Origin of the sequence: Streptomyces nojiriensis, assembly GCF_017639205.1 — a bacterium.
Classification (GTDB): domain Bacteria; phylum Actinomycetota; class Actinomycetes; order Streptomycetales; family Streptomycetaceae; genus Streptomyces; species Streptomyces nojiriensis.
In genome coordinates, this window is record NZ_CP071139.1 from 6,551,658 (window position 1) to 6,571,292 (window position 19,635).

Annotated in this window: 12 protein-coding genes; 8 read left to right on the forward strand and 4 right to left on the reverse strand. The window is 71.3% G+C overall.

Annotated elements, in window-relative coordinates:
- Window positions 1-34: 34 nt before the first annotated feature.
- Complete coding sequence (locus tag JYK04_RS30585) at window positions 35-2,620, reverse strand: SpoIIE family protein phosphatase (protein WP_229875440.1); 2,586 nt, start codon at window positions 2,618-2,620, stop codon at window positions 35-37.
- A gap of 168 nt (window positions 2,621-2,788) precedes the next feature.
- On the opposite strand from JYK04_RS30585, the gene JYK04_RS30590 reads away from it, so the two are divergent.
- The 8 genes from JYK04_RS30590 to JYK04_RS30625 all read left to right on the forward strand — a co-directional run bounded on the left by JYK04_RS30590 (window position 2,789) and on the right by JYK04_RS30625 (window position 16,638).
- A complete protein-coding gene (locus JYK04_RS30590) occupies window positions 2,789-8,323 on the forward strand; it encodes a HAMP domain-containing protein (protein ID WP_189738676.1) in 5,535 nt (1,844 codons plus the stop codon).
- A 274-nt stretch (window positions 8,324-8,597) separates the two neighbouring features.
- Complete coding sequence (locus JYK04_RS30595; protein WP_189738679.1) at window positions 8,598-9,281, forward strand: response regulator; 684 nt, start codon at window positions 8,598-8,600, stop codon at window positions 9,279-9,281.
- A gap of 115 nt (window positions 9,282-9,396) precedes the next feature.
- Window positions 9,397-12,177, forward strand: a complete 2,781-nt coding sequence (locus JYK04_RS30600; protein WP_189738682.1) for an FtsK/SpoIIIE family DNA translocase — start codon at window positions 9,397-9,399, stop codon at window positions 12,175-12,177.
- Between the two features lie 220 nt (window positions 12,178-12,397).
- A complete protein-coding gene (locus JYK04_RS30605) occupies window positions 12,398-13,294 on the forward strand; it encodes a helix-turn-helix domain-containing protein (protein ID WP_189738685.1) in 897 nt (298 codons plus the stop codon).
- A 126-nt stretch (window positions 13,295-13,420) separates the two neighbouring features.
- Entirely contained in the window at window positions 13,421-14,920 is a 1,500-nt protein-coding gene (gene rimO, locus JYK04_RS30610) for a 30S ribosomal protein S12 methylthiotransferase RimO (protein WP_189738688.1), read from the forward strand.
- On the forward strand, window positions 14,917-15,585 hold the full coding sequence (gene pgsA, locus JYK04_RS30615) for a CDP-diacylglycerol--glycerol-3-phosphate 3-phosphatidyltransferase (protein ID WP_189738690.1): 669 nt from the start codon (window positions 14,917-14,919) through the stop codon (window positions 15,583-15,585). The genes rimO and pgsA overlap by 4 nt, the downstream gene beginning before the upstream one ends.
- A gap of 62 nt (window positions 15,586-15,647) precedes the next feature.
- Window positions 15,648-16,148, forward strand: a complete 501-nt coding sequence (locus tag JYK04_RS30620) for a CinA family protein (protein ID WP_229875597.1) — start codon at window positions 15,648-15,650, stop codon at window positions 16,146-16,148.
- A gap of 109 nt (window positions 16,149-16,257) precedes the next feature.
- A complete protein-coding gene (locus tag JYK04_RS30625) occupies window positions 16,258-16,638 on the forward strand; it encodes a helix-turn-helix domain-containing protein (RefSeq protein ID WP_030012484.1) in 381 nt (126 codons plus the stop codon).
- Between the two features lie 366 nt (window positions 16,639-17,004).
- Here the strand turns inward: JYK04_RS30625 and JYK04_RS30630 are convergent, their stop codons facing one another.
- From JYK04_RS30630 to JYK04_RS30640, 3 genes are all read right to left on the reverse strand, one after another.
- Window positions 17,005-17,775 (reverse strand): SDR family NAD(P)-dependent oxidoreductase, encoded by a 771-nt coding sequence (locus JYK04_RS30630; RefSeq protein ID WP_189738695.1) that lies wholly within the window; start codon window positions 17,773-17,775, stop codon window positions 17,005-17,007.
- A gap of 76 nt (window positions 17,776-17,851) precedes the next feature.
- A complete protein-coding gene (locus tag JYK04_RS30635) occupies window positions 17,852-18,646 on the reverse strand; it encodes an Fpg/Nei family DNA glycosylase (protein ID WP_189738698.1) in 795 nt (264 codons plus the stop codon).
- A 277-nt stretch (window positions 18,647-18,923) separates the two neighbouring features.
- The gene (locus JYK04_RS30640) at window positions 18,924-19,595 is read right to left on the reverse strand and encodes a hypothetical protein (protein ID WP_189738700.1); all 672 of its coding nucleotides are present in this window, start codon (window positions 19,593-19,595) and stop codon (window positions 18,924-18,926) included.
- Window positions 19,596-19,635: the final 40 nt, after the last annotated feature.

A 19,635-nucleotide genomic window follows, 5' to 3' on the forward strand; every position in this document is an offset into this window, starting at 1 on the left:
GGGAGCCGGGGGAGCCGGCGGAGCCGGTCGCCGACTATTCGCCGGTGCGCTGTTCCGGGACGCGGAAGGCGAGGATCGCCATGTCGTCCGACGCGGGTTCTGCGGCGAAGCGTTCCACCGCGCGCAGGACGCGGGAGGCGACCGCGCCCGCGGTGAGGCCCGTACATGTGGTGAGGACCTCGGTGAGGCCGTCGTCGCCCAGCATGCGGGTGCCCTCGCGGCGTTCGGTCACGCCGTCGGTGACGCAGAGCAGCACGTCGCCGGGGTCGAGGGTCAGGGTCTGTTCGTAGAGGTCCAGGTCGTCGATCACGCCCAGCAGCGGCTGCGGGTCCGCGGCGGCGTCGACCTGGCCGTTCGGGCGCAGGCGCAGCGGGAGCGGGTGGCCCGCGCAGACGACCTTCATCAGGGCGCCGCCGTCGGGCTGGGGGTGGAGCTCGCCGTAGAGGAGGGTGAGGAAGCGGCTGCGGGCGCCCTCGTCGAGGATGGCCGCGTTGAGGCGTTCGAGGACCGCCGGGCCGCCGAGGCCCTCGCGGGCGAGCAGGCGCAGGGCGTGCCGGGCGAGGCCCGTGACGGCGGCGGCCTCCGGGCCGGTGCCGCAGACGTCGCCGATGGCGAAGCCGTACGCGCCGTCGCGGATCGGGAAGACGTCGTAGAAGTCGCCGCCGACCTCGTTGCCCTCGCCGGCCGCGCGGTAGATGACCTCGACCTCCATGCCGGGGATCGCGGGGGAGCCGGGCGGGAGCAGGCTGCGCTGGAGGGAGCGGCTGATCGCGGTGCGCTCCGAGTACAGCCGGGCGTTGTCGAGGGCCAGGGCGGCGCGGCGGGAGAGGTCCTCGGCGAGTTCGAGGATCTCTTGGCGGAAGTGTTCCTCGCGCGGCTTGCCGAGGGTGAGCATGCCGATCACACGGTTGCGGGCGAGGAGGGGCAGGACCACGGTCTCGCCGCCGACCGCGGAGGTCGCCTCGGACCACGGGCGGGCGCCGGCCTCGCGGACCGGTTCGGGCGGACTGAGCCGGGACAGGAGGTCCTTGAGGCCGTCGATGCGCTCCTCGTCCTCGTGCAGGACGTAGGAGAGGTACGGGTCGGAGGACTGGTCGGCGATCGTGTAGACGGCGCACCAGGTGGCCAGGGTCGGGACGGTCATCTGGGCCATGAGGGCCAGGGTCTGGTCCCGGTCGAGGGTGCCGGCCAGCAGGTCGGAGGCCTCGACGAGGAAGGAGAGGGAACCGCGGCGCAGGCGCTCCAGCTCGCCGAGGCGGGCGGATTCGACGGCGAGGGCGATGCGGTCGGCGGCGAACTGGAGGTGCAGGGCCTCTTCGTTGGAGTAGCGGCCGGGGGTTTCGGCGGCGACGCCGAGTGAGCCGGTGAGGCGGCCCTCCACCTTGAGGGGGACGGTGACGGCGGAGCGCATGCCGGTGGCCTCCAGGAGCGGGACGGCTCCGGGGGAGGCGAGGAGGTCGTCGTGGACGGCGGGCATGCGGGCGGAGCCGTAGCGGTTGGTGCCGGCCTCGACGGGGACGCGGGCGAAGCGCTGGCGGGTGGAGGGCAGGCCGGTGGTGGCGCGGACCTCCAGCTCGGTCTCGTCGTCGGTGGCCAGCAGCAGGAAGGCGGAATCGGCGTCGAGCAGGTCGCGGGCGCGCTCCACGGTGCGCTGGAGGAGCCCGTCGAGGTCGTCGGGGGCGGGGGAGCCGATGAAGACCTCGAAGGGGTCCGTGGGGCGGGGGTCGGTGAAGTGGCCGCTGTCGGAGGTGGGGACCCGTACCGGGGTCTGGAGGAGGGCGCGCTCGTCGTCGTGGACGAGGAGGCAGACGATCGACGGTTCGCCGTGGGCGTCGCGGACCCGCAGGTGGGAGGCGAAGACGGGGATGACGCGGCCGTCGGCGCCGCGGACGCCGTAGCTGCCCTCCCAGCGGGACAGGCGCAGGGCCTCGGCGATGCCGGTGCCGGTGCCGGGGGTCTGCGGCCAGGCGGCGAGTTCGGCGAGCGGGCGGCCGAGCGCCTTCTCGGCGGGGTGGCCGAAGATGTGCTCGGCGTCCTCGTTCCAGGCGGAGATCGCGTCGTCCGAGTCGATCTGGAGGACGGCGACGCGGACCCGGCTGTCGGCCAGGGGCAGCAGCTGGTCGGGGACGACGGGGCCCGCGGAGCGGGTACCGACCGGCCGGTCTGGCAGGTCGAGGCGGAACCAGACGTGCTTGTGGGTGGCCGTGTACTCGACGCCCCAGCGGGTGGCGAGGGCGGCGCACAGCATCAGGCCGCGGCCGTTCTCGCGGTCGGGGTCGGCGTAGGGGCGCTCGCCGGGGTGCTGGAGCGGGAGCTCGCGCTCCGGGTACCGGTCGGCGACCTCGACCCGTACGCCGCCGTCGGCGCGCAGGCACAGGACCTCGGCCCGGGTGCCGGCGTGGACCACGGCGTTGGTGACGAGCTCGCTGGTGAGGACCACCGCGTCGTCGACGATGTCCGCGAAGCCCCAGCCGTGCAGGGTGTCGCGGACGAACCCGCGGGCGGCGGCGACCGAGCGCCCGAGGGGATCGAAGCTGGCAGCCGCCCGTGCCGTGATCACGAATCTCCTTCGACGCGGTTGGACATCGGGTGCCAGGTTACTTACCTTCACGGGCGGCATGGTGCCGTCGTCGGGGATTCCACCCGCAGGGTACGGCGGGTGTGCGATGGTGCCGAAGTGTTATGGCCGGGTTCGGCCAGGGTGAAACACTGGGCGGGCTTGCAGAGCCGGCTCGTGACGAGTCAGGCGTCCGGTGGAGAAGTGGTCGACCCTTTCGGGAGGGACACGGTGGAGTCTGGCGCAGCGGTACGGCGTACGGGAACGAGGCCGAAGGGCGGACGTTCCCGGCGCAGTGGCACGACGGAGGTCGACACCGCCGCTCTGAACCGGCTGCTCACGGCCCTGGTGTCGATGCGGGACGGGAATTTCCGCAAGCGGCTGACGGTGTCGGGCGAGGGCGTGATGGCGGAGATCGCCGCCGTCTACAACGAGGTCGCCGACCGCAATCTCCACCTGACCGGGGAGCTGTCCCGGGTGCGGCGGATGGTGGGCCGCGAGGGCAAGCTGAGCGAACGGCTGGAAACGGGCGCCTGTGAGGGCTCGTGGGCGGCCGCGATCGACGCCTCGAACCAGTTGGTGGACGATCTGGCCCGGCCGGTGTCCGAGGTGGGCCGGGTGCTGTCGGCGGTGGCCGAGGGCGATCTGGACCAGCGGATGGATCTGCGGACGCAGGCGGCCGAGGGGGCCGGGCATCCGCTGCGCGGGGAGTTCCTGAAGGTCGGGCGCACGGTCAACAACCTGGTCGACCAGCTGTCGGCGTTCACCGACGAGGTGACGCGCGTGGCGCTGGAGGTCGGCACCGAGGGCAAGCTCGGTGGTCAGGCCCAGGTGCGCGGGATGTCGGGATCCTGGAAGGATCTGACCGACTCCGTCAACACGATGGCGTACCGGCTCACCGCCCAGGTGCGTGACATCGCTCTCGTCACGACGGCGGTCGCCAAGGGCGATCTGTCGCGCAAGGTCACCGTGCACGTGGCCGGCGAGATGCTCCAGCTGAAGAACACCGTGAACACGATGGTGGACCAGCTGTCGTCCTTCTCCTCCGAGGTGACCCGCGTCGCCCGCGAGGTGGGTACGGAGGGCGAGCTGGGCGGCCAGGCGAAGGTGCCCGGGGTCGCGGGCGTGTGGAAGGACCTGACCGACTCGGTCAACACCATGGCCGGGAACCTGACGGCCCAGGTGCGCGGGATCGCGCAGGTGACGACGGCGGTCGCGAACGGCGACCTGTCGCAGAAGGTACGGGTCAGCGCGCGCGGCGAGGTGGCGCAGCTGGCCGAAACGATCAATCAGATGACCGAGACGCTGCGCACCTTCGCGGACGAGGTCACGCGTGTGGCGAGCGAGGTCGGGGCCAAGGGCCTGCTCGGCGGCCAGGCGCAGGTGCCGGGGGCGGCGGGGACGTGGAAGGACCTCACCGACTCGGTGAACACGGTCTTCCGCAACCTCACCACCCAGGTGCGGGACATCGCGCAGGTGACGACGGCGGTGGCGAACGGCGACCTGTCGCAGAAGGTCACGGTCGACGTGGCCGGCGAGATGCTGGAGCTGAAGAACACCGTCAACACGATGGTGGACCAGCTGTCGTCCTTCGGCGCCGAAGTGACGCGTGTGGCCCGTGAGGTCGGCGTCGAGGGTGAGCTGGGCGGTCAGGCGCAGGTGCCGGGGGCGGCGGGGACGTGGAAGGACCTCACCGACTCGGTGAACACCGCCTTCCGCAACCTGACCGGGCAGGTGCGCAACATCGCCCAGGTGACGACGGCGGTGGCCAACGGCGACCTGTCGCAGAAGGTCACCGTGGACGTCTCCGGCGAGATGCTCCAGCTGAAGAACACCGTGAACACGATGGTGGACCAGCTGTCCTCCTTCGCCGACCAGGTCACGCGGATGGCGCGGGACGTGGGTACGGAGGGCCGCCTCGGCGGTCAGGCCCGGGTGGAGGGGGTGTCCGGCACCTGGAAGGAGCTCACCGACTCCGTCAACTTCATGGCCGGGAACCTGACCTCGCAGGTGCGCCAGATCGCCCAGGTGACGACGGCGGTGGCGCGGGGCGACCTGTCGCAGAAGATCGACGTGGACGCGCGGGGCGAGATCCTGGAGCTGAAGAACACCATCAACACGATGGTCGACCAGCTCTCGGCCTTCGCCGAGCAGGTGACCCGGGTGGCCCGCGACGTGGGTACCGAGGGTCGCCTGGGCGGTCAGGCGCAGGTGCCCGGGGTGGCCGGCGTATGGCGTGACCTGACGGACTCCGTGAACGGCATGGCCGGGAACCTGACCTCGCAGGTCCGCAACATCGCGCAGGTCGCGACGGCGGTGGCCCGCGGTGACCTGTCGCAGAAGATCGACGTGGACGCGCGGGGCGAGATCCTGGAGCTGAAGAACACCCTCAACACGATGGTCGACCAGCTGTCGAACTTCGCCGAGCAGGTGACGCGGGTGGCCCGCGAGGTGGGCACCGAGGGCATCCTCGGCGGTCAGGCGGAGGTGAAGGGGGTCTCCGGTACCTGGAAGGACCTCACCCAGTCCGTCAACTTCATGGCGAACAACCTGACGTCCCAGGTGCGCAACATCGCCGAGGTGACCACTGCGGTGGCCATGGGCGACCTCTCCAAGAAGATCACCGTCGACGCCAAGGGCGAGATCCTCGAGCTGGTCACCACCGTGAACACGATGGTGGACCAGCTGTCGTCGTTCGCTGAGCAGGTGACGCGGGTGGCCCGCGAGGTGGGCTCCGAGGGCATCCTCGGCGGTCAGGCCCGGGTGCGCGGGGTGACGGGCATCTGGAAGGACCTGACCGACAACGTCAACCTGATGGCCAACAACCTGACCTCGCAGGTGCGCAACATCTCGCAGGTCTCGGCGGCGGTCGCCAACGGCGACCTGACGAAGAAGGTCACGGTGGAGGCGCGCGGCGAGGTCGCGCAGCTCGCCGACACCGTCAACACGATGGTGAAGACCCTGTCCTCGTTCGCGGACGAGGTGACCCGGGTGGCCCGCGAGGTGGGTACGGAGGGCCGCCTGGGCGGTCAGGCGCACGTGCCGGGAGTCTCGGGGACGTGGAAGGACCTCACCGACTCGGTGAACTTCATGGCCTCCAACCTCACCGGTCAGGTGCGGCAGATCGCCATGGTCACGACCGCCATCGCCAAGGGCGACATGACCAAGAAGATCGACATCGATGCCCGCGGTGAGATCCTGGAGCTCAAGACCACCATCAACACGATGGTCGACCAGCTGTCCTCCTTCGCCGACCAGGTGACGCGGGTGGCCCGCGAAGTGGGTACCGAGGGCATCCTGGGCGGTCAGGCCCGGGTCCGGGACGTCGACGGCACCTGGCGGGACCTGACGGAGTCCGTGAACGAGATGGCCGGGAACCTCACCCGGCAGGTGCGCGCGATCGCGGCCGTGGCCACCGCGGTGACCCGCGGCGACCTCAACCTGAAGATCGACGTGGACGCGGCGGGCGAGATCCAGGTCCTCCAGGACAACATCAACACGATGATCGCGAACCTGCGCGACACCACCTTGGCCAACAAGGAGCAGGACTGGCTCAAGGGCAACCTCGCCCGTATCTCGGCCCTGATGCAGGGCCGCCGGGAGCTCGACGACGTCGCCTCGCTGATCATGAGCGAGCTGACCCCGGTGGTCTCCGCGCAGCACGGTGCCTTCTTCCTGGCGCTGCCGGCCGGCGGTACCACCGAGATCGGGACGGACGGGGGCGCGGACGGCTCGTACGAGCTGCGGATGCGGGGGAGTTACGCGTACGCGGGCGGTCAGATGCCCATCTCGTTCCGGCCGGGGGAGGGGCTGATCGGGGCGGTCGCCGAGGAGAAGCGGATGATCCTCGTCGAGAACACCCCGCCGGGCTACCTGAAGATCTCCTCGGGCCTGGGCGAGGCGCCGCCGGCGCACGTGATCGTGCTGCCGGTGCTCTTCGAGGGGAAGGTGCTCGGCGTCATCGAGCTGGCCTCCTTCACGCCCTTCACGCAGATCCAGAAGGACTTCCTCAGCCAGATCGCCGAGATGATCGGTACGAGCGTCAACACCATCAGCGTCAACTCCAAGACGGAGATGCTGCTGAAGCAGTCGCAGGAGATGACCGAGCAGCTGCGCGAGCGCTCCGACGAGCTGGAGAACCGGCAGAAGGCCCTGCAGGCCGCCAATGCGGAGCTGGAGGAGAAGGCCGAGCTGCTGGCCCAGCAGAACCGGGACATCGAGGTGAAGAACACCGAGATCGAGGAGGCCCGGCAGGTCCTGGAGGAGCGTGCCGAGCAGCTCGCGGTCTCGATGCGCTACAAGTCCGAGTTCCTGGCGAACATGTCGCACGAGCTGCGGACCCCGCTCAACTCGCTGCTGATCCTGGCCAAGCTGCTCGCCGACAACGCGGAGGGGAACCTCTCGCCGAAGCAGGTGGAGTTCGCCGAGACCATCCACGGCGCGGGTTCGGACCTGCTGCAGCTGATCAACGACATCCTCGACCTGTCGAAGGTCGAGGCCGGGAAGATGGACGTCTCGCCGACCCGGATCGCGCTGGTCCAGCTCGTGGACTACGTGGAGGCGACCTTCCGGCCGCTGACCGCGGAGAAGGGCCTGGACTTCTCGGTACGGGTCTCCCCGGAGCTGCCCGCCACGCTGCACACCGACGAGCAGCGGCTGCTCCAGGTGCTGCGCAACCTGCTGTCCAACGCGGTGAAGTTCACCGACACCGGGGCGGTGGAGCTGGTGATCCGGCCGGCCGGCGCCGATGTGCCCGCCGCGATCCGCGAGCAACTGCTGGAGGCCGGTTCGCTGCGGGAGGCGGACGCGGACCTGATCGCCTTCTCGGTCACCGACACCGGGATCGGGATCGCCGCGAGCAAGATGCTGGTGATCTTCGAGGCGTTCAAGCAGGCGGACGGGACGACGAGCCGCAAGTACGGCGGCACCGGGCTGGGGCTGTCCATCAGCCGGGAGATCGCCCGGCTGCTGGGCGGGGAGATCCACGCGGCCAGCGAGCCGGGCCGCGGGTCCACCTTCACGCTGTACCTGCCGCTGCACCCGAGCGAACTGCCTCCGCAGGGGTACGCGCCGCCGACGCCCGGCGGCGCCCGCGGCGAGTTGTACCGCAGGTCGCCGGACGGGGGCCGGCCGGTGCTGCCGGGCACCCAGGCCGGGCCGGGGGCCATGCCTTCGGTGCAGGCGCAGCCGGTGCGGCCGGCGCTGTCGGCGGCCGAGCCGGCCGGGCCGGGGCAGGGCGGCGGGGCCGCGCTGTTCCGGCGGCGGCGCAAGGCGGCGAGCGATCTGGAGCCGCGTACGGCGGTGCCGGGCCAGCCGAACGTGGTGGGGGCCGAGGACGGCTGGGGCAGCGCACAGGACGAACTCCCGGTGGTGCCGCGGACGTACGACTTCCACGGCGAGAAGGTGCTCATCGTCGACGACGACGTACGCAACGTCTTCGCGCTCACCAGCGTGCTGGAGCAGCACGGACTGGCCGTGCTGTACGCGGAGAACGGACGGGAGGGCATCGAAGTCCTGGAGCAGCACGACGATGTGACGGTCGTACTGATGGACATCATGATGCCCGAGATGGACGGGTACGCGACGACCTCGGCGATCCGGCGGATGCCGCAGTTCGCCGGACTGCCGATCATCGCGCTGACGGCGAAGGCGATGAAGGGGGACCGGGAGAAGGCGATCGATTCCGGTGCTTCCGACTACGTCACCAAGCCGGTCGATCCCGACTACCTGCTGTCGGTGATGGAGCAGTGGATGCGCGGCAAGTGATCGCCGGGAGAGCGGATGGACACCGATCGCCGACGCACCCCGCCCGGGACGGTGTGGGAGGGCGGTGAACGGGGAACCATCTGCTCTCCCACCGCGTTTCCGCTTCGTGCACAGTGACATCTTGGTGACAGGGTGTGGCGATCTCAGGACTGGGGCTACGATGACCGGCACAAGGACGGACGGCGCAAGGATGCCGTCCTCTGGGGCGGGGTCCGGCGCACGGACCGGGGCCCGGAGCCGGGGAGGCCCCATGCCGGGGCGAGGAGGACAGGGCATGGTGCAGAAGGCCAAGATCCTCCTGGTCGACGACCGGCCGGAGAATCTGCTGGCGCTGGAGGCCATCCTCTCCGCGCTCGATCAGACACTGGTCCGGGCGTCGTCGGGAGAGGAAGCGCTCAAAGCGCTGCTGACGGACGATTTCGCGGTCATCCTGCTGGATGTCCAGATGCCGGGCATGGACGGATTCGAAACGGCCGCGCACATCAAGCGGCGCGAACGGACCCGGGACATCCCGATCATCTTCCTCACCGCGATCAACCACGGTCCGCACCACACGTTCCGCGGCTACGCGGCGGGTGCGGTCGACTACATCTCCAAGCCCTTCGACCCGTGGGTGCTGCGGGCGAAGGTCTCGGTCTTCGTGGAGCTGTACACGAAAAACTGCCAACTGCGGGAACAGGCGGCCCTGCTCCGGCTGCAGCTGGAGGGCGGCAGCTCCAACGGCGTGGACGCGGGCAAGGAGACGGCCGGACTGCTGGCCGAGCTCTCCGCCCGGCTCGCGGCGGTCGAGGAGCAGGCCGAGGCGCTGACCAAGCAGCTCGGCGAGGACTCGGCCGACGCCGGCGTGGTGGCGACCGCGGCCCACCTGGAACGCAAACTCACCGGGCTGCGGAGGGCGCTCGACGCGCTGGAGCCCGGGACCGCCGGAGGGGCCTCGGTCCTGCCCGCGCAGAACTGACCGTGCGCGGGTCGGGACTGGCGGTGTGTCAAAGCGCCTACGGAGCTGACGACACGAACGGGTGAAGGGGTGGGCACGCGTGTCCACCGGCGCGCGCACCGGTAACCTCGGGCCCATGTCACGTACGTCCGGTAAGGGTTCCCAGAGCACCGCGGGCACCGCGAAGGGCCGCACCGGCCGTACGACGGCGCCGGCCAAGAAGGCCGCGCCCGCGCGCAAGCCTCCGGCGAAGAAGACCGCGGCCGCCAGGCGCGCCCCGGTCAAGAAGGCCGCGCCCAAGCCCGCGCCCTCCCCGACCGGGGGCGTGGTGCGCCTGGTACGCGCCGTCTGGCTGGGCTGCGCGCACGCGGTCGGCGCCGTCTTCCGCGGGATCGGCCAGGGGGCCAGGAACCTCGACCCCGCGCACCGCAAGGACGGGGTGGCGCTGCTGCTGCTCGCCCTCGCGCTGATCGTCGCCGCCGGTACCTGGTCGAACCTGAGCGGTCCCGTCGGGGACCTGGTCACGATGCTGATCACCGGCCTCTTCGGACGGCTTGACCTGCTCGTGCCGATCCTCCTCGGCGTCATGGCCGTGCGTTTCATCCGCCATCCCGAGCAGACCGATGCCAACGGCCGCATCGGCATCGGGCTGTCCGCCCTCGTCATCGGGGTCCTGGGCCTGGTCCACATCGCCTGCGGGGCGCCCGGCCGGGACGAGGGCACCACCGCGATGCAGAACGCGGGCGGGCTCATCGGCTGGGGCGCCTCCAAGCCGCTGATCTTCACCATGGGCGCGCCGCTGGCCGTGCCGATGCTGGTGCTGCTCACGATCTTCGGGCTGCTCGTGGTCACGGCGACCCCGGTCAACGCGATCCCGCAGCGGCTGCGCAGGCTCGGCATCCGGCTCGGGATCATCGCCCCGAACGAGTACGACGAGGGCTACGGCGAGGACGCGGCCGACGCCGGCGAGCGGCACGACCCGGAGCAGTGGCGGGCCCGTGGCGGAGCCGGCGAGGGCTCCGGCGACCCGGTGGACGAGGCCGAGGAGGAGGCGCTCGCCCGGCGGCGCAGGCCGCGCAGGACCCCGGCCCGGCCCGCCATGGAGCGGGAGATGGACGCCGTCGACGTGGCCGCGGCGGCCGCCGCCGCGCTGGACGGGGTGGTCTACGGCGGAATGCCGCCCTCCCCGCTCGTCGCCGACCTCACGCAGGGGATCACCGCCGAGCGGGAGGGCGTGGAGGTCACCGCTCCGGTGCCGACCGCCCGCGCGGAGCGCCCCGTACCGGACACCACCTCCGAGAGCGCCTCCGACCCTGCCGCCGGGCGGCCGCACGCCACCACCGCCGCGGCCTCCGGGACGCTGTCGGTGCCCGACCTCACCAAGGCCCCGCCGCAGACCCAGGCCCTGCCGCCGCGCGCCGAGCAGCTCCAGCTGCGCGGGGACATCACGTACGCGCTGCCCTCGCTCGACCTGCTGGAGAAGGGCGGGCCCGGCAAGACCCGCAGCGCCGCCAACGACGCGGTGGTCGCCTCGCTGCGCAACGTGTTCACCGAGTTCAAGGTCGACGCGGACGTCACCGGCTTCACCCGGGGCCCGACCGTCACGCGGTACGAGGTCACCCTGGGCGCCGCGGTCAAGGTCGAGCGGATCACCGCCCTGACCAAGAACATCGCCTACGCCGTGGCCTCGCCGGACGTCCGGATCATCAGCCCGATCCCGGGCAAGTCCGCGGTCGGCATCGAGATCCCGAACACCGACCGCGAGATGGTCAACCTCGGTGACGTGCTGCGCCTCGCGGACGCGGCCGAGGACGACCATCCGATGCTGGTCGCGCTCGGCAAGGACGTCGAGGGCGGCTACGTCATGGCCAACCTCGCCAAGATGCCGCACGTGCTGGTCGCCGGCGCCACCGGCTCCGGCAAGTCCTCCTGCATCAACTGCCTGATCACCTCCGTCATGGTCCGGGCCACCCCGGAGGACGTCCGGATGGTCCTCGTGGACCCCAAGCGGGTCGAGCTGACGGCGTACGAGGGCATCCCGCACCTGATCACGCCGATCATCACCAACCCCAAGCGGGCCGCCGAGGCGCTCCAGTGGGTCGTGCGCGAGATGGACCTGCGCTACGACGACCTGGCCGCCTTCGGCTACCGGCACATCGACGACTTCAACCGGGCCATCCGGGACGGCAAGATCAAACTGCCGCCGGGCAGCGAGCGGGAGCTCAGCCCGTACCCGTACCTGCTGGTGATCGTCGACGAGCTCGCCGACCTGATGATGGTGGCCCCGCGCGACGTCGAGGACTCGATCGTCCGCATCACCCAGCTGGCCCGCGCGGCCGGCATCCACCTGGTGCTCGCCACCCAGCGGCCCTCGGTGGACGTGGTCACCGGCCTGATCAAGGCGAACGTGCCCTCGCGGCTGGCCTTCGCCACCTCCTCGCTCGCCGACAGCCGGGTCATCCTCGACCAGCCGGGCGCCGAGAAGCTGATCGGCAAGGGCGACGGGCTGTTCCTGCCGATGGGCGCGAACAAGCCGGTCCGCCTCCAGGGCGCCTTCGTCACCGAGGACGAGATCGCCGGGATCGTCCAGCACTGCAAGGACCAGATGGCGCCCGTCTTCCGGGACGACGTCACCGTCGGGCAGAAGCAGAAGAAGGAGATCGACGAGGACATCGGCGACGACCTGGACCTGCTGTGCCAGGCGGCGGAGCTGGTGGTCTCCACGCAGTTCGGGTCCACCTCGATGCTCCAGCGCAAGCTGCGGGTGGGCTTCGCGAAGGCCGGGCGGCTCATGGACCTCATGGAGTCGCGGGGCATCGTCGGCCCGAGCGAGGGCTCGAAGGCGCGCGACGTCCTGCTGAAGGCCGATGACCTGGACGGAGTGCTCGCCGTGATCCGAGGCGAGGCCCATCCGTAATGAAATCGCGGGCAACCGTTTCCCTTGGGTCCGCGTCAAGTTGAAGAGAGGTGGCGGTAGGCGCACGAGCCCGCTCACAGCGCCGGGCCGCCGCACCCGAGCATGACCTCCCTTCGCCATTCGGATGGCGTAGGGAGTGCACCCTCCGGTTGCTCCACCCTTTCGTCACCCCCCTAGACTGGACTTCCAGCAGGTGGCTACACGCTCGAAAGGCGCCCACGTGTCCATCGGCAACGCCAACTCCCCCGAAGAAGAGCGGCCTTCGACCGACGACCGGTCCGAGGACCGCATCGTCGAACGTCCCGTCGAAGGCCCGTCCATCGGGACGGCCCTCAAGAAGGCCCGGATCGCCGCCGGGCTCACCGTCGACGAGGTCAGTTCCACCACCCGTGTGCGCATCCCGATCGTGCACGCGATCGAAGAGGACGACTTCACGCGGTGCGGCGGCGACGTCTACGCCCGCGGTCACATCCGTACGCTCGCCCGCGCCGTGGGCCTCGATCCGGCACCCCTGGTCGAGAGCTACGACGCGGCCCACGGCGGCCGGCCGGCACCCACGCCCGCCGCGCCGATGTTCGAGGCCGAGCGGATCCGCCCCGAGCGGCAGCGGCCCAACTGGACCGCGGCCATGGTCGCCGCCATCGTCGCCGTGATCGGCTTCGTGGGCTTCACCGCCTTCAGCGGTGGCGACGAGAAGGACAAGCGCCCGGTGGCGGAAGGTTCCGCCTCCCCCAAGCCCGCACCCAAGCAGACCGGCGCCAAGCCGGTCGCCCAGCCCCAGCAGACCCCGCAGGCGCCCAAGCCGGAGCCCTCGGACAGCGCGATCGCCGCCGCGCCCAAGGACCTCGTCACCGTGGTCCTGACGGCCGACAGGGGCGAGAGCTGGATCTCCGCGAAGGACTCCACCGGACGGCTGCTCTTCGACGGCACCCTCACGCAGGGTGAGTCCAAGACCTTCACGGACAAGGAGTCCGTCGACCTCGTGCTCGGCGACGCCGGGGCCGTGAAGCTCTTCGTGAACGGCAAGGAGATCAAGGACGACTTCCAGTCGGGTCAGGTGGAGCGTCTGAAATATACGAAGGCCGACCCCCTCCAGGACCAGCCCCAGGCGGGCTGACACGGGACCGCCCTAGGGCGGAAGGCTTGAATCCGGATCCCCGGGGTGCTGCGCCGCACCCCGGGGATCTTGCTGTACGGGGACTTGCGGCAGGGGCCGACGCCGGGACGAAGTAGTCTTGATTCCATGCCCGAACGCCGTACCGTCGCCCTTGTCACTCTTGGCTGCGCCCGTAACGAGGTGGACTCGGAGGAGCTCGCAGGCCGCTTGGCGGCGGATGGCTGGGAGCTCGTCGAGGACGCCGCCGATGCGGACGTAGCCGTCGTCAACACCTGCGGCTTCGTCGAAGCCGCCAAAAAGGACTCCGTAGACGCCCTCCTGGAAGCCAACGATCTCAAGGATCACGGCAAGACCCAGGCCGTCGTCGCCGTCGGCTGTATGGCCGAGCGCTACGGCAAGGAACTCGCCGAAGCGCTCCCCGAGGCCGACGGAGTCCTCGGTTTCGACGACTACGCCGACATCTCCGACCGCCTCCAGACCATCCTCAACGGTGGCATCCACGCCTCCCACACCCCGCGCGACCGGCGCAAGCTGCTGCCGATCAGCCCGGCCGCGCGCCAGGGCGCCGAGGTCTCCCTCCCGGGCCACGCCCAGACGCCCGCCGAGGCGCCGGCCGAGGCCCCCGCCGACCTGCCGGACGGGCTCGCGCCCGCCTCGGGCCCGCGCGCGCCCCTGCGCCGCCGCCTGGACAAGAGCCCGGTCGCCTCGGTCAAGCTGGCCTCCGGCTGCGACCGGCGCTGCTCCTTCTGCGCCATCCCGTCCTTCCGCGGCTCCTTCATCTCCCGCCGCCCCAGCGACGTGCTGGGCGAGACCCGCTGGCTGGCCGAGCAGGGCGTCAAGGAGATCATGCTGGTCTCCGAGAACAACACCTCGTACGGCAAGGACCTCGGCGACATCCGGCTGCTGGAGACCCTGCTGCCGGAGCTGGCCGAGGTGGACGGCATCGAGCGCGTCCGCGTCAGCTACCTCCAGCCCGCCGAGATGCGGCCCGGCCTGATCGACGTACTCACCTCGACCCCCAAGGTCGTGCCGTACTTCGACCTGTCCTTCCAGCACTCGGCCCCCGACGTGCTGCGCGCCATGCGCCGCTTCGGTGACACCGACCGCTTCCTGGAGCTGCTGGACACCATCCGCTCCAAGGCCCCGACGGCGGGCGTCCGCTCCAACTTCATCGTCGGCTTCCCCGGCGAGAAGGAATCGGACTTCGCCGAGCTGGAGCGTTTCCTCACCCACGCGCGCCTCGACGCCATCGGCGTCTTCGGCTACTCCGACGAGGACGGCACCGAGGCCGTCACCTACGAGAACAAGCTGGACGAGGACACCATCGCCGAGCGGCTCGCGCACATGCAGCGGCTCGCCGAGGAGCTCACCTCGCAGCGTGCCGAGGAGCGCATCGGGGAGACCCTCGAAGTGCTCGTCGAGACCGTGGAAGAGGTCGACGAGGACGGCGAGGGCGCCTACGGGCGCGCCGCCCACCAGGCGCCCGAAACGGACGGCCAGGTGGTCTTCACGGACAGCACGGGCCTGGTCCCCGGGCGTATCGTCACGGCAAAGGTGGTCGGCACCCTGGGCGTGGACCTGGTGGCCGAGCCCCTCGGCATGGATCTTGAGGAGGCGGCAGGATGACCGGAGTCCCGGCATCTGCGGCGGGCGGGACCGGCCGTCGGCCGGTACCCGGCGCGAAGCTGGGGGCCGCGGCGGTCAATCAGGCCAGCCTGTGGAACATCGCCAACATCCTGACGATGATCCGGCTCGTGCTCGTGCCGGGCTTCGTCGTCCTGCTCCTCGCCGACGGCGGCTACGACCCGGCCTGGCGGGCCTGGGCGTGGGCCGCGTTCGCCGTCGCCATGATCACGGACATCTTCGACGGGCACCTGGCCCGGACGTACAACCTGGTCACGGACTTCGGCAAGATCGCCGACCCCATCGCCGACAAGGCGATCATGGGGTCGGCGCTGATCTGTCTCTCCTGGCTCGGTGACCTCCCCTGGTGGGTGACCGGGGTGATCCTCGGACGGGAGCTCGGGATCACCCTGATGCGCTTCTGGGTCATCCGCTACGGCGTGATTCCGGCCAGCCGGGGCGGAAAACTGAAGACCCTGGCCCAGGGCACGGCCGTGGGCATGTACGTACTCGCGCTGACCGGGGCGCTGGCGACCATGCGCTTCTGGGTGATGGCGATCGCCGTCGTGCTGACCGTCGTCACCGGTTTGGACTACATCCGGCAGGCGGTCGTGCTGCGCCGCCAGGGTCTCGCCGAGGAGCGGGCTGCGGAGCGGGCCGCGCGGTGACCCACGCGGCGGGGGATTTTCCGGCGGCGGAAGCCGCTTCGGGAGAGGTCGCTGCGACCGCAGTGGCTGCGGATGTGCTGCGTCTGCTTGCGGAGAGTGACCAGACCCTTGCCGTGGCGGAATCGCTGACCGGCGGCATGGTGGCAGCCGAGCTCACGGCGGTCCCCGGAGCCTCCCGGTCCTTCCGCGGCTCGGTCACGGCGTACGCGACCGAAATCAAGCACCTGGTCCTCGGGGTGGACGCGGGATTGCTCGAAGCCGAAGGTGCGGTGAACGCGCAGGTCGCGGGGGAGATGGCGGCCGGCGTTCGGCGCGTGATGGGCGCTTCGTGGGGGATCTCGACCACCGGGGTGGCCGGTCCGGAGCCGCAGGACGGGCAGCCGGTGGGCACCGTTTTCGTCGCGGTGGACGGTCCAGGGGGCAGGAAAACGGTCCGTCTGAGGTTGAAAGGCTCCCGCGCGGAAATCCGTAGGGAGAGTGCACGCACAGTGCTCAGGCTTCTCTCGGACCAACTCCGCGAGAATGCGCGGAGGCAGGATACGGAACAGAACGGGGGGATTTGATGTTTGCAGCCCTGAGTGAACACGACATCGCTCCCCGCACGGCCGCGGCGCGAGGCGGTACGGTGGGGCGTGAAGGATGCGGCTACACGGTCAGAGGAGGGAGCCACCGATGATTCTGCTCCGTCGCCTGCTGGGTGACGTGCTGCGTCGGCAGCGCCAGCGCCAGGGCCGTACTCTGCGCGAAGTCTCCTCGTCGGCCCGAGTTTCGCTCGGCTATCTCTCCGAGGTGGAGCGGGGGCAGAAGGAGGCATCCTCCGAGCTGCTCTCCGCGATCTGCGACGCGTTGGACGTACGGATGTCCGAGCTGATGCGCGAAGTCAGTGACGAACTGTCGCTGGCCGAGCTGGCACAGTCGGCCGCGGCAAGCGAACCGGTCAGCGTGCCGGTCCGCCCGATGCTCAATTCGGTCTCCATGGCTTCGGTCACGGGTGGGCCGGAGCGGGTGACCATCAAGGCGCCTGCGGAAGCGGTGAATGTCGTAGCCGCGTGAGCGAGCACGTGCGTGTTTGAGCGTGGCCGGAGCCCCGGCCGGTGCCTGGTGCACCGGCCGGGGCTCCCGGCCGTTCTGGGTGCGGGGGCGCGGGGGGTGCGGGAGGATGGGGCCGTCCGGGTTCCGGCCCCTGGGAGGCGTTCGTGCGGCGGTTGCTGCGCATACCCGCGGTGTCGGTCCTGGCGCTGACGGTGGGGGTGTTGTGGTGGTGGGCCGTGCTGCGGCTGGTGCTGGCGCCCGCCGAGTCCGGGGCCGTGGAGGGCGCGGTGGCGGTGGGCGGCTGGGGACTGGGCCTGCTGCCGGTGCACTGTGTGCCGGGCCCGGTGCGGAAGGCGCGGCGGGCGGTGCGGCGGGCGGCCGACGGGGCTACCAGGGCATGGACACCCCACCGTTCGGGCGAAGGATCTGACCTGTCATGAAGGACGAGGCGTCCGAGGCCAGGTAGAGCACCGCCCGGGCGATGTCCTCGGGCTCGCCGACCCGGCGCAGCGGGGACATGCGGACCATCGCCGCCTCGGTCCGCTCCTGGACCTCGGAGCTGTGGCGGCCGGTCATGGGAGTGCGGATCCAGCCCGGGGCGACGGCGTTGACCCGTATGCCGTGCGGGCCGGCCTCGGTGGCGAGGGTCTTGGTCAGCTGGACGACGGCGGCCTTGGCGGCGCTGTAGCAGAGCAGGCCGGGCTGGGCGGCGTCCACGGCCCCCGAGGCCATGGTGACGACGGAGCCGGGGCGGCCCGCCGCGATCATGGAACGGGTGGCCTCCTGGCAGGTGCGCAGGACCCCCTTGAAATTGATGTCCAGGATCCGGTCGAGGTCCTCGTCGGTGGTCTCCAGGACGCTGCTCGTGTGCATGACCCCGGCGATGGCGGCCGCGATGTCGAGCGGACCCGCCGCGGTGACCGCCGCCCGGAGCGCGGCCCGGTCGGTGACGTCGAGGGGGTGGACGGTGGCGGCGCCGCCGGCCTTGGAGACGAGGGCGGCCGTCTCGGCGAGGCCCTGCTCGTCGCGGTCCGCACAGTGCACGTGCGCGCCCGCCTCGGCGAGCAGGACGGCGGTGGCGCGGCCGATACCGCTGGCGGCGCCGGTGATCAGGGCGGTGCGGCCGGTGAGGCCGTACGGGGCTGTGGGTGTGGGCATGTCGGGACCGTACGACCGGATCTGACGGACCGTCAATCGGTGTGGCCGGTCGGGTCCGGGACTTCGAGTTCGGTGTTCAGGGTGTCGGGCCCTGCTGGCAGCGGGGGCACCAGTAGGTGGGGCGGCCGTCCTGGGGGGCCTCGCGGACGGGGGTGCCGCAGCGCAGGCAGGGGCGGTGCGCGCGACCGTAGACGAAGAGCTCCTGGCCGGGGCGGCGGCTGCCGGTGGTGTTGCGCGGGCCCGGCCGCTCGCCGGTGTTGGCGGACAGCAGCCGGTGGGCGGCGGCGGCCAGCCGGGGGAGAGCGGACTCGGGGAGCGCGCCGACCGGGGTCCACGGGGTGACCTGGGCCAGGAAGCAGAGCTCGGCCTTGTAGATGTTGCCGATCCCGGCGAGGTTGCGCTGATCGAGCAGGGCCTCGCCGAGGGCGCGCTCGGGGGCGGCGAGGAGGTGGGCGGCGGCGAGGGCCGGATCCCAGTCCGGGCCGAGGAGGTCGGGGCCGAGGTGGCCCACGGCGCGGTCCTCCTCGGCGGTGCGGATCAGTTCCAGGATGGGGAGGCGGTATCCGACGGCGGTGTGGTCGGCCGTGCCGAGGACGGCCCGGATCTCGTGGGCGGGGCCGCCGCGCCACTTCTCGCCGGAGGCGAAGACGCGCCAGGCGCCGTCCATCCGGAGGTGGCTGTGCAGGGTGAGGCCGCCCTCGAAGCGGGCGAGGAGGTGTTTGCCGCGGGGGGTGACGTCGAGGGTGACGCGGCCGGTGAGGTCGGCGGTGGCGAAGCGGGGGACGCGCAGGTCGCTGTGGGTGAGTGCGCGGCCTGCGAGGGCGGTGTGGAGCCGGGTCGCCACGCGCCGGACGCTGTCGCCTTCGGGCATGACTTCATTGTGCCGCCGATGTCCGCCGGGGCGGCGCTCCGCGCGGGGTCCGCCGGGCGCGCTCCGCGTCGGGTGAAGCTGCCGACCCGGGCCCGGGCGGGAACGTGGCCCCGGCTCGCGGTCGGGCGCCTGCGGTCGGCTGCGGCGGCCCCGTCCCCGGATCGGGTGTCCGGGGACGGGCGTGGCGGCGTGCGCGGCCTGCTTTCCGGGCGTCATCGGCCCGGGGCCGGCGTTCGTGCCGGGGCCCGGGCGGGTGCCGCGGGCCCGGGGGGTGGGGCTACTTCCAGGTGATGCCCTTGCCGTTGCTGATCGCGTTGTACGGGTTGCCCCAGTACTCGGCGCCGGCGACCTTCACCTGGGCCGACGGGGCCAGGGCTATCGCGCAACTGGTCTGGGTCTGGCCGTTGGTGAAGCCCTTCGGCATGGACTCTTCCTTGCACTTCTCGAACTTGCCGATGACCGCCAGGCTCTGGGCCTCGGTGCCGTCCCCGAGCAGGCCCCTGACGTGCCCGACCGAGGCGTACGACATGTCCGTGGCGCCGATGTTCTTGACCGTGTAGCGGATGTAGTACGGGACCTTGCCGTTCGCCTTGTCGCCGAGCTTCAGCCCTTCCAGGTCGGCGGGCGTGCCCTGCTCGATCGCGGTGACGGTGAGGGCGACCCGGCTGCCCTTGAAGTCTCCGTAGTCGTACGGGATTTCCGCGGCCTCGCCGATCTTGAAGACCTGGCCGGACTTCGCCGTGCCCGGGGCCCCGGCGGGGGCCGCGCTGTCACCGGTCGACGGGCTGGCCGAGGCGCCGGCGGTGGGCGAGGTGCCGCCCGGGCTGGACGCGGCCGGCTGCGCCGGGAGCTCCTCGTCGCCGTTCTTGCAGCCGGTCAGGACCAGGCTGCCGATGACCGCCAGGCCGACCGCGCCCAGGGTGGTGTTGCGCATGCTGATGGTGCTCACTCTTCTCGTCCCCCATGACTGTGCATCGCCGGTGCGATGC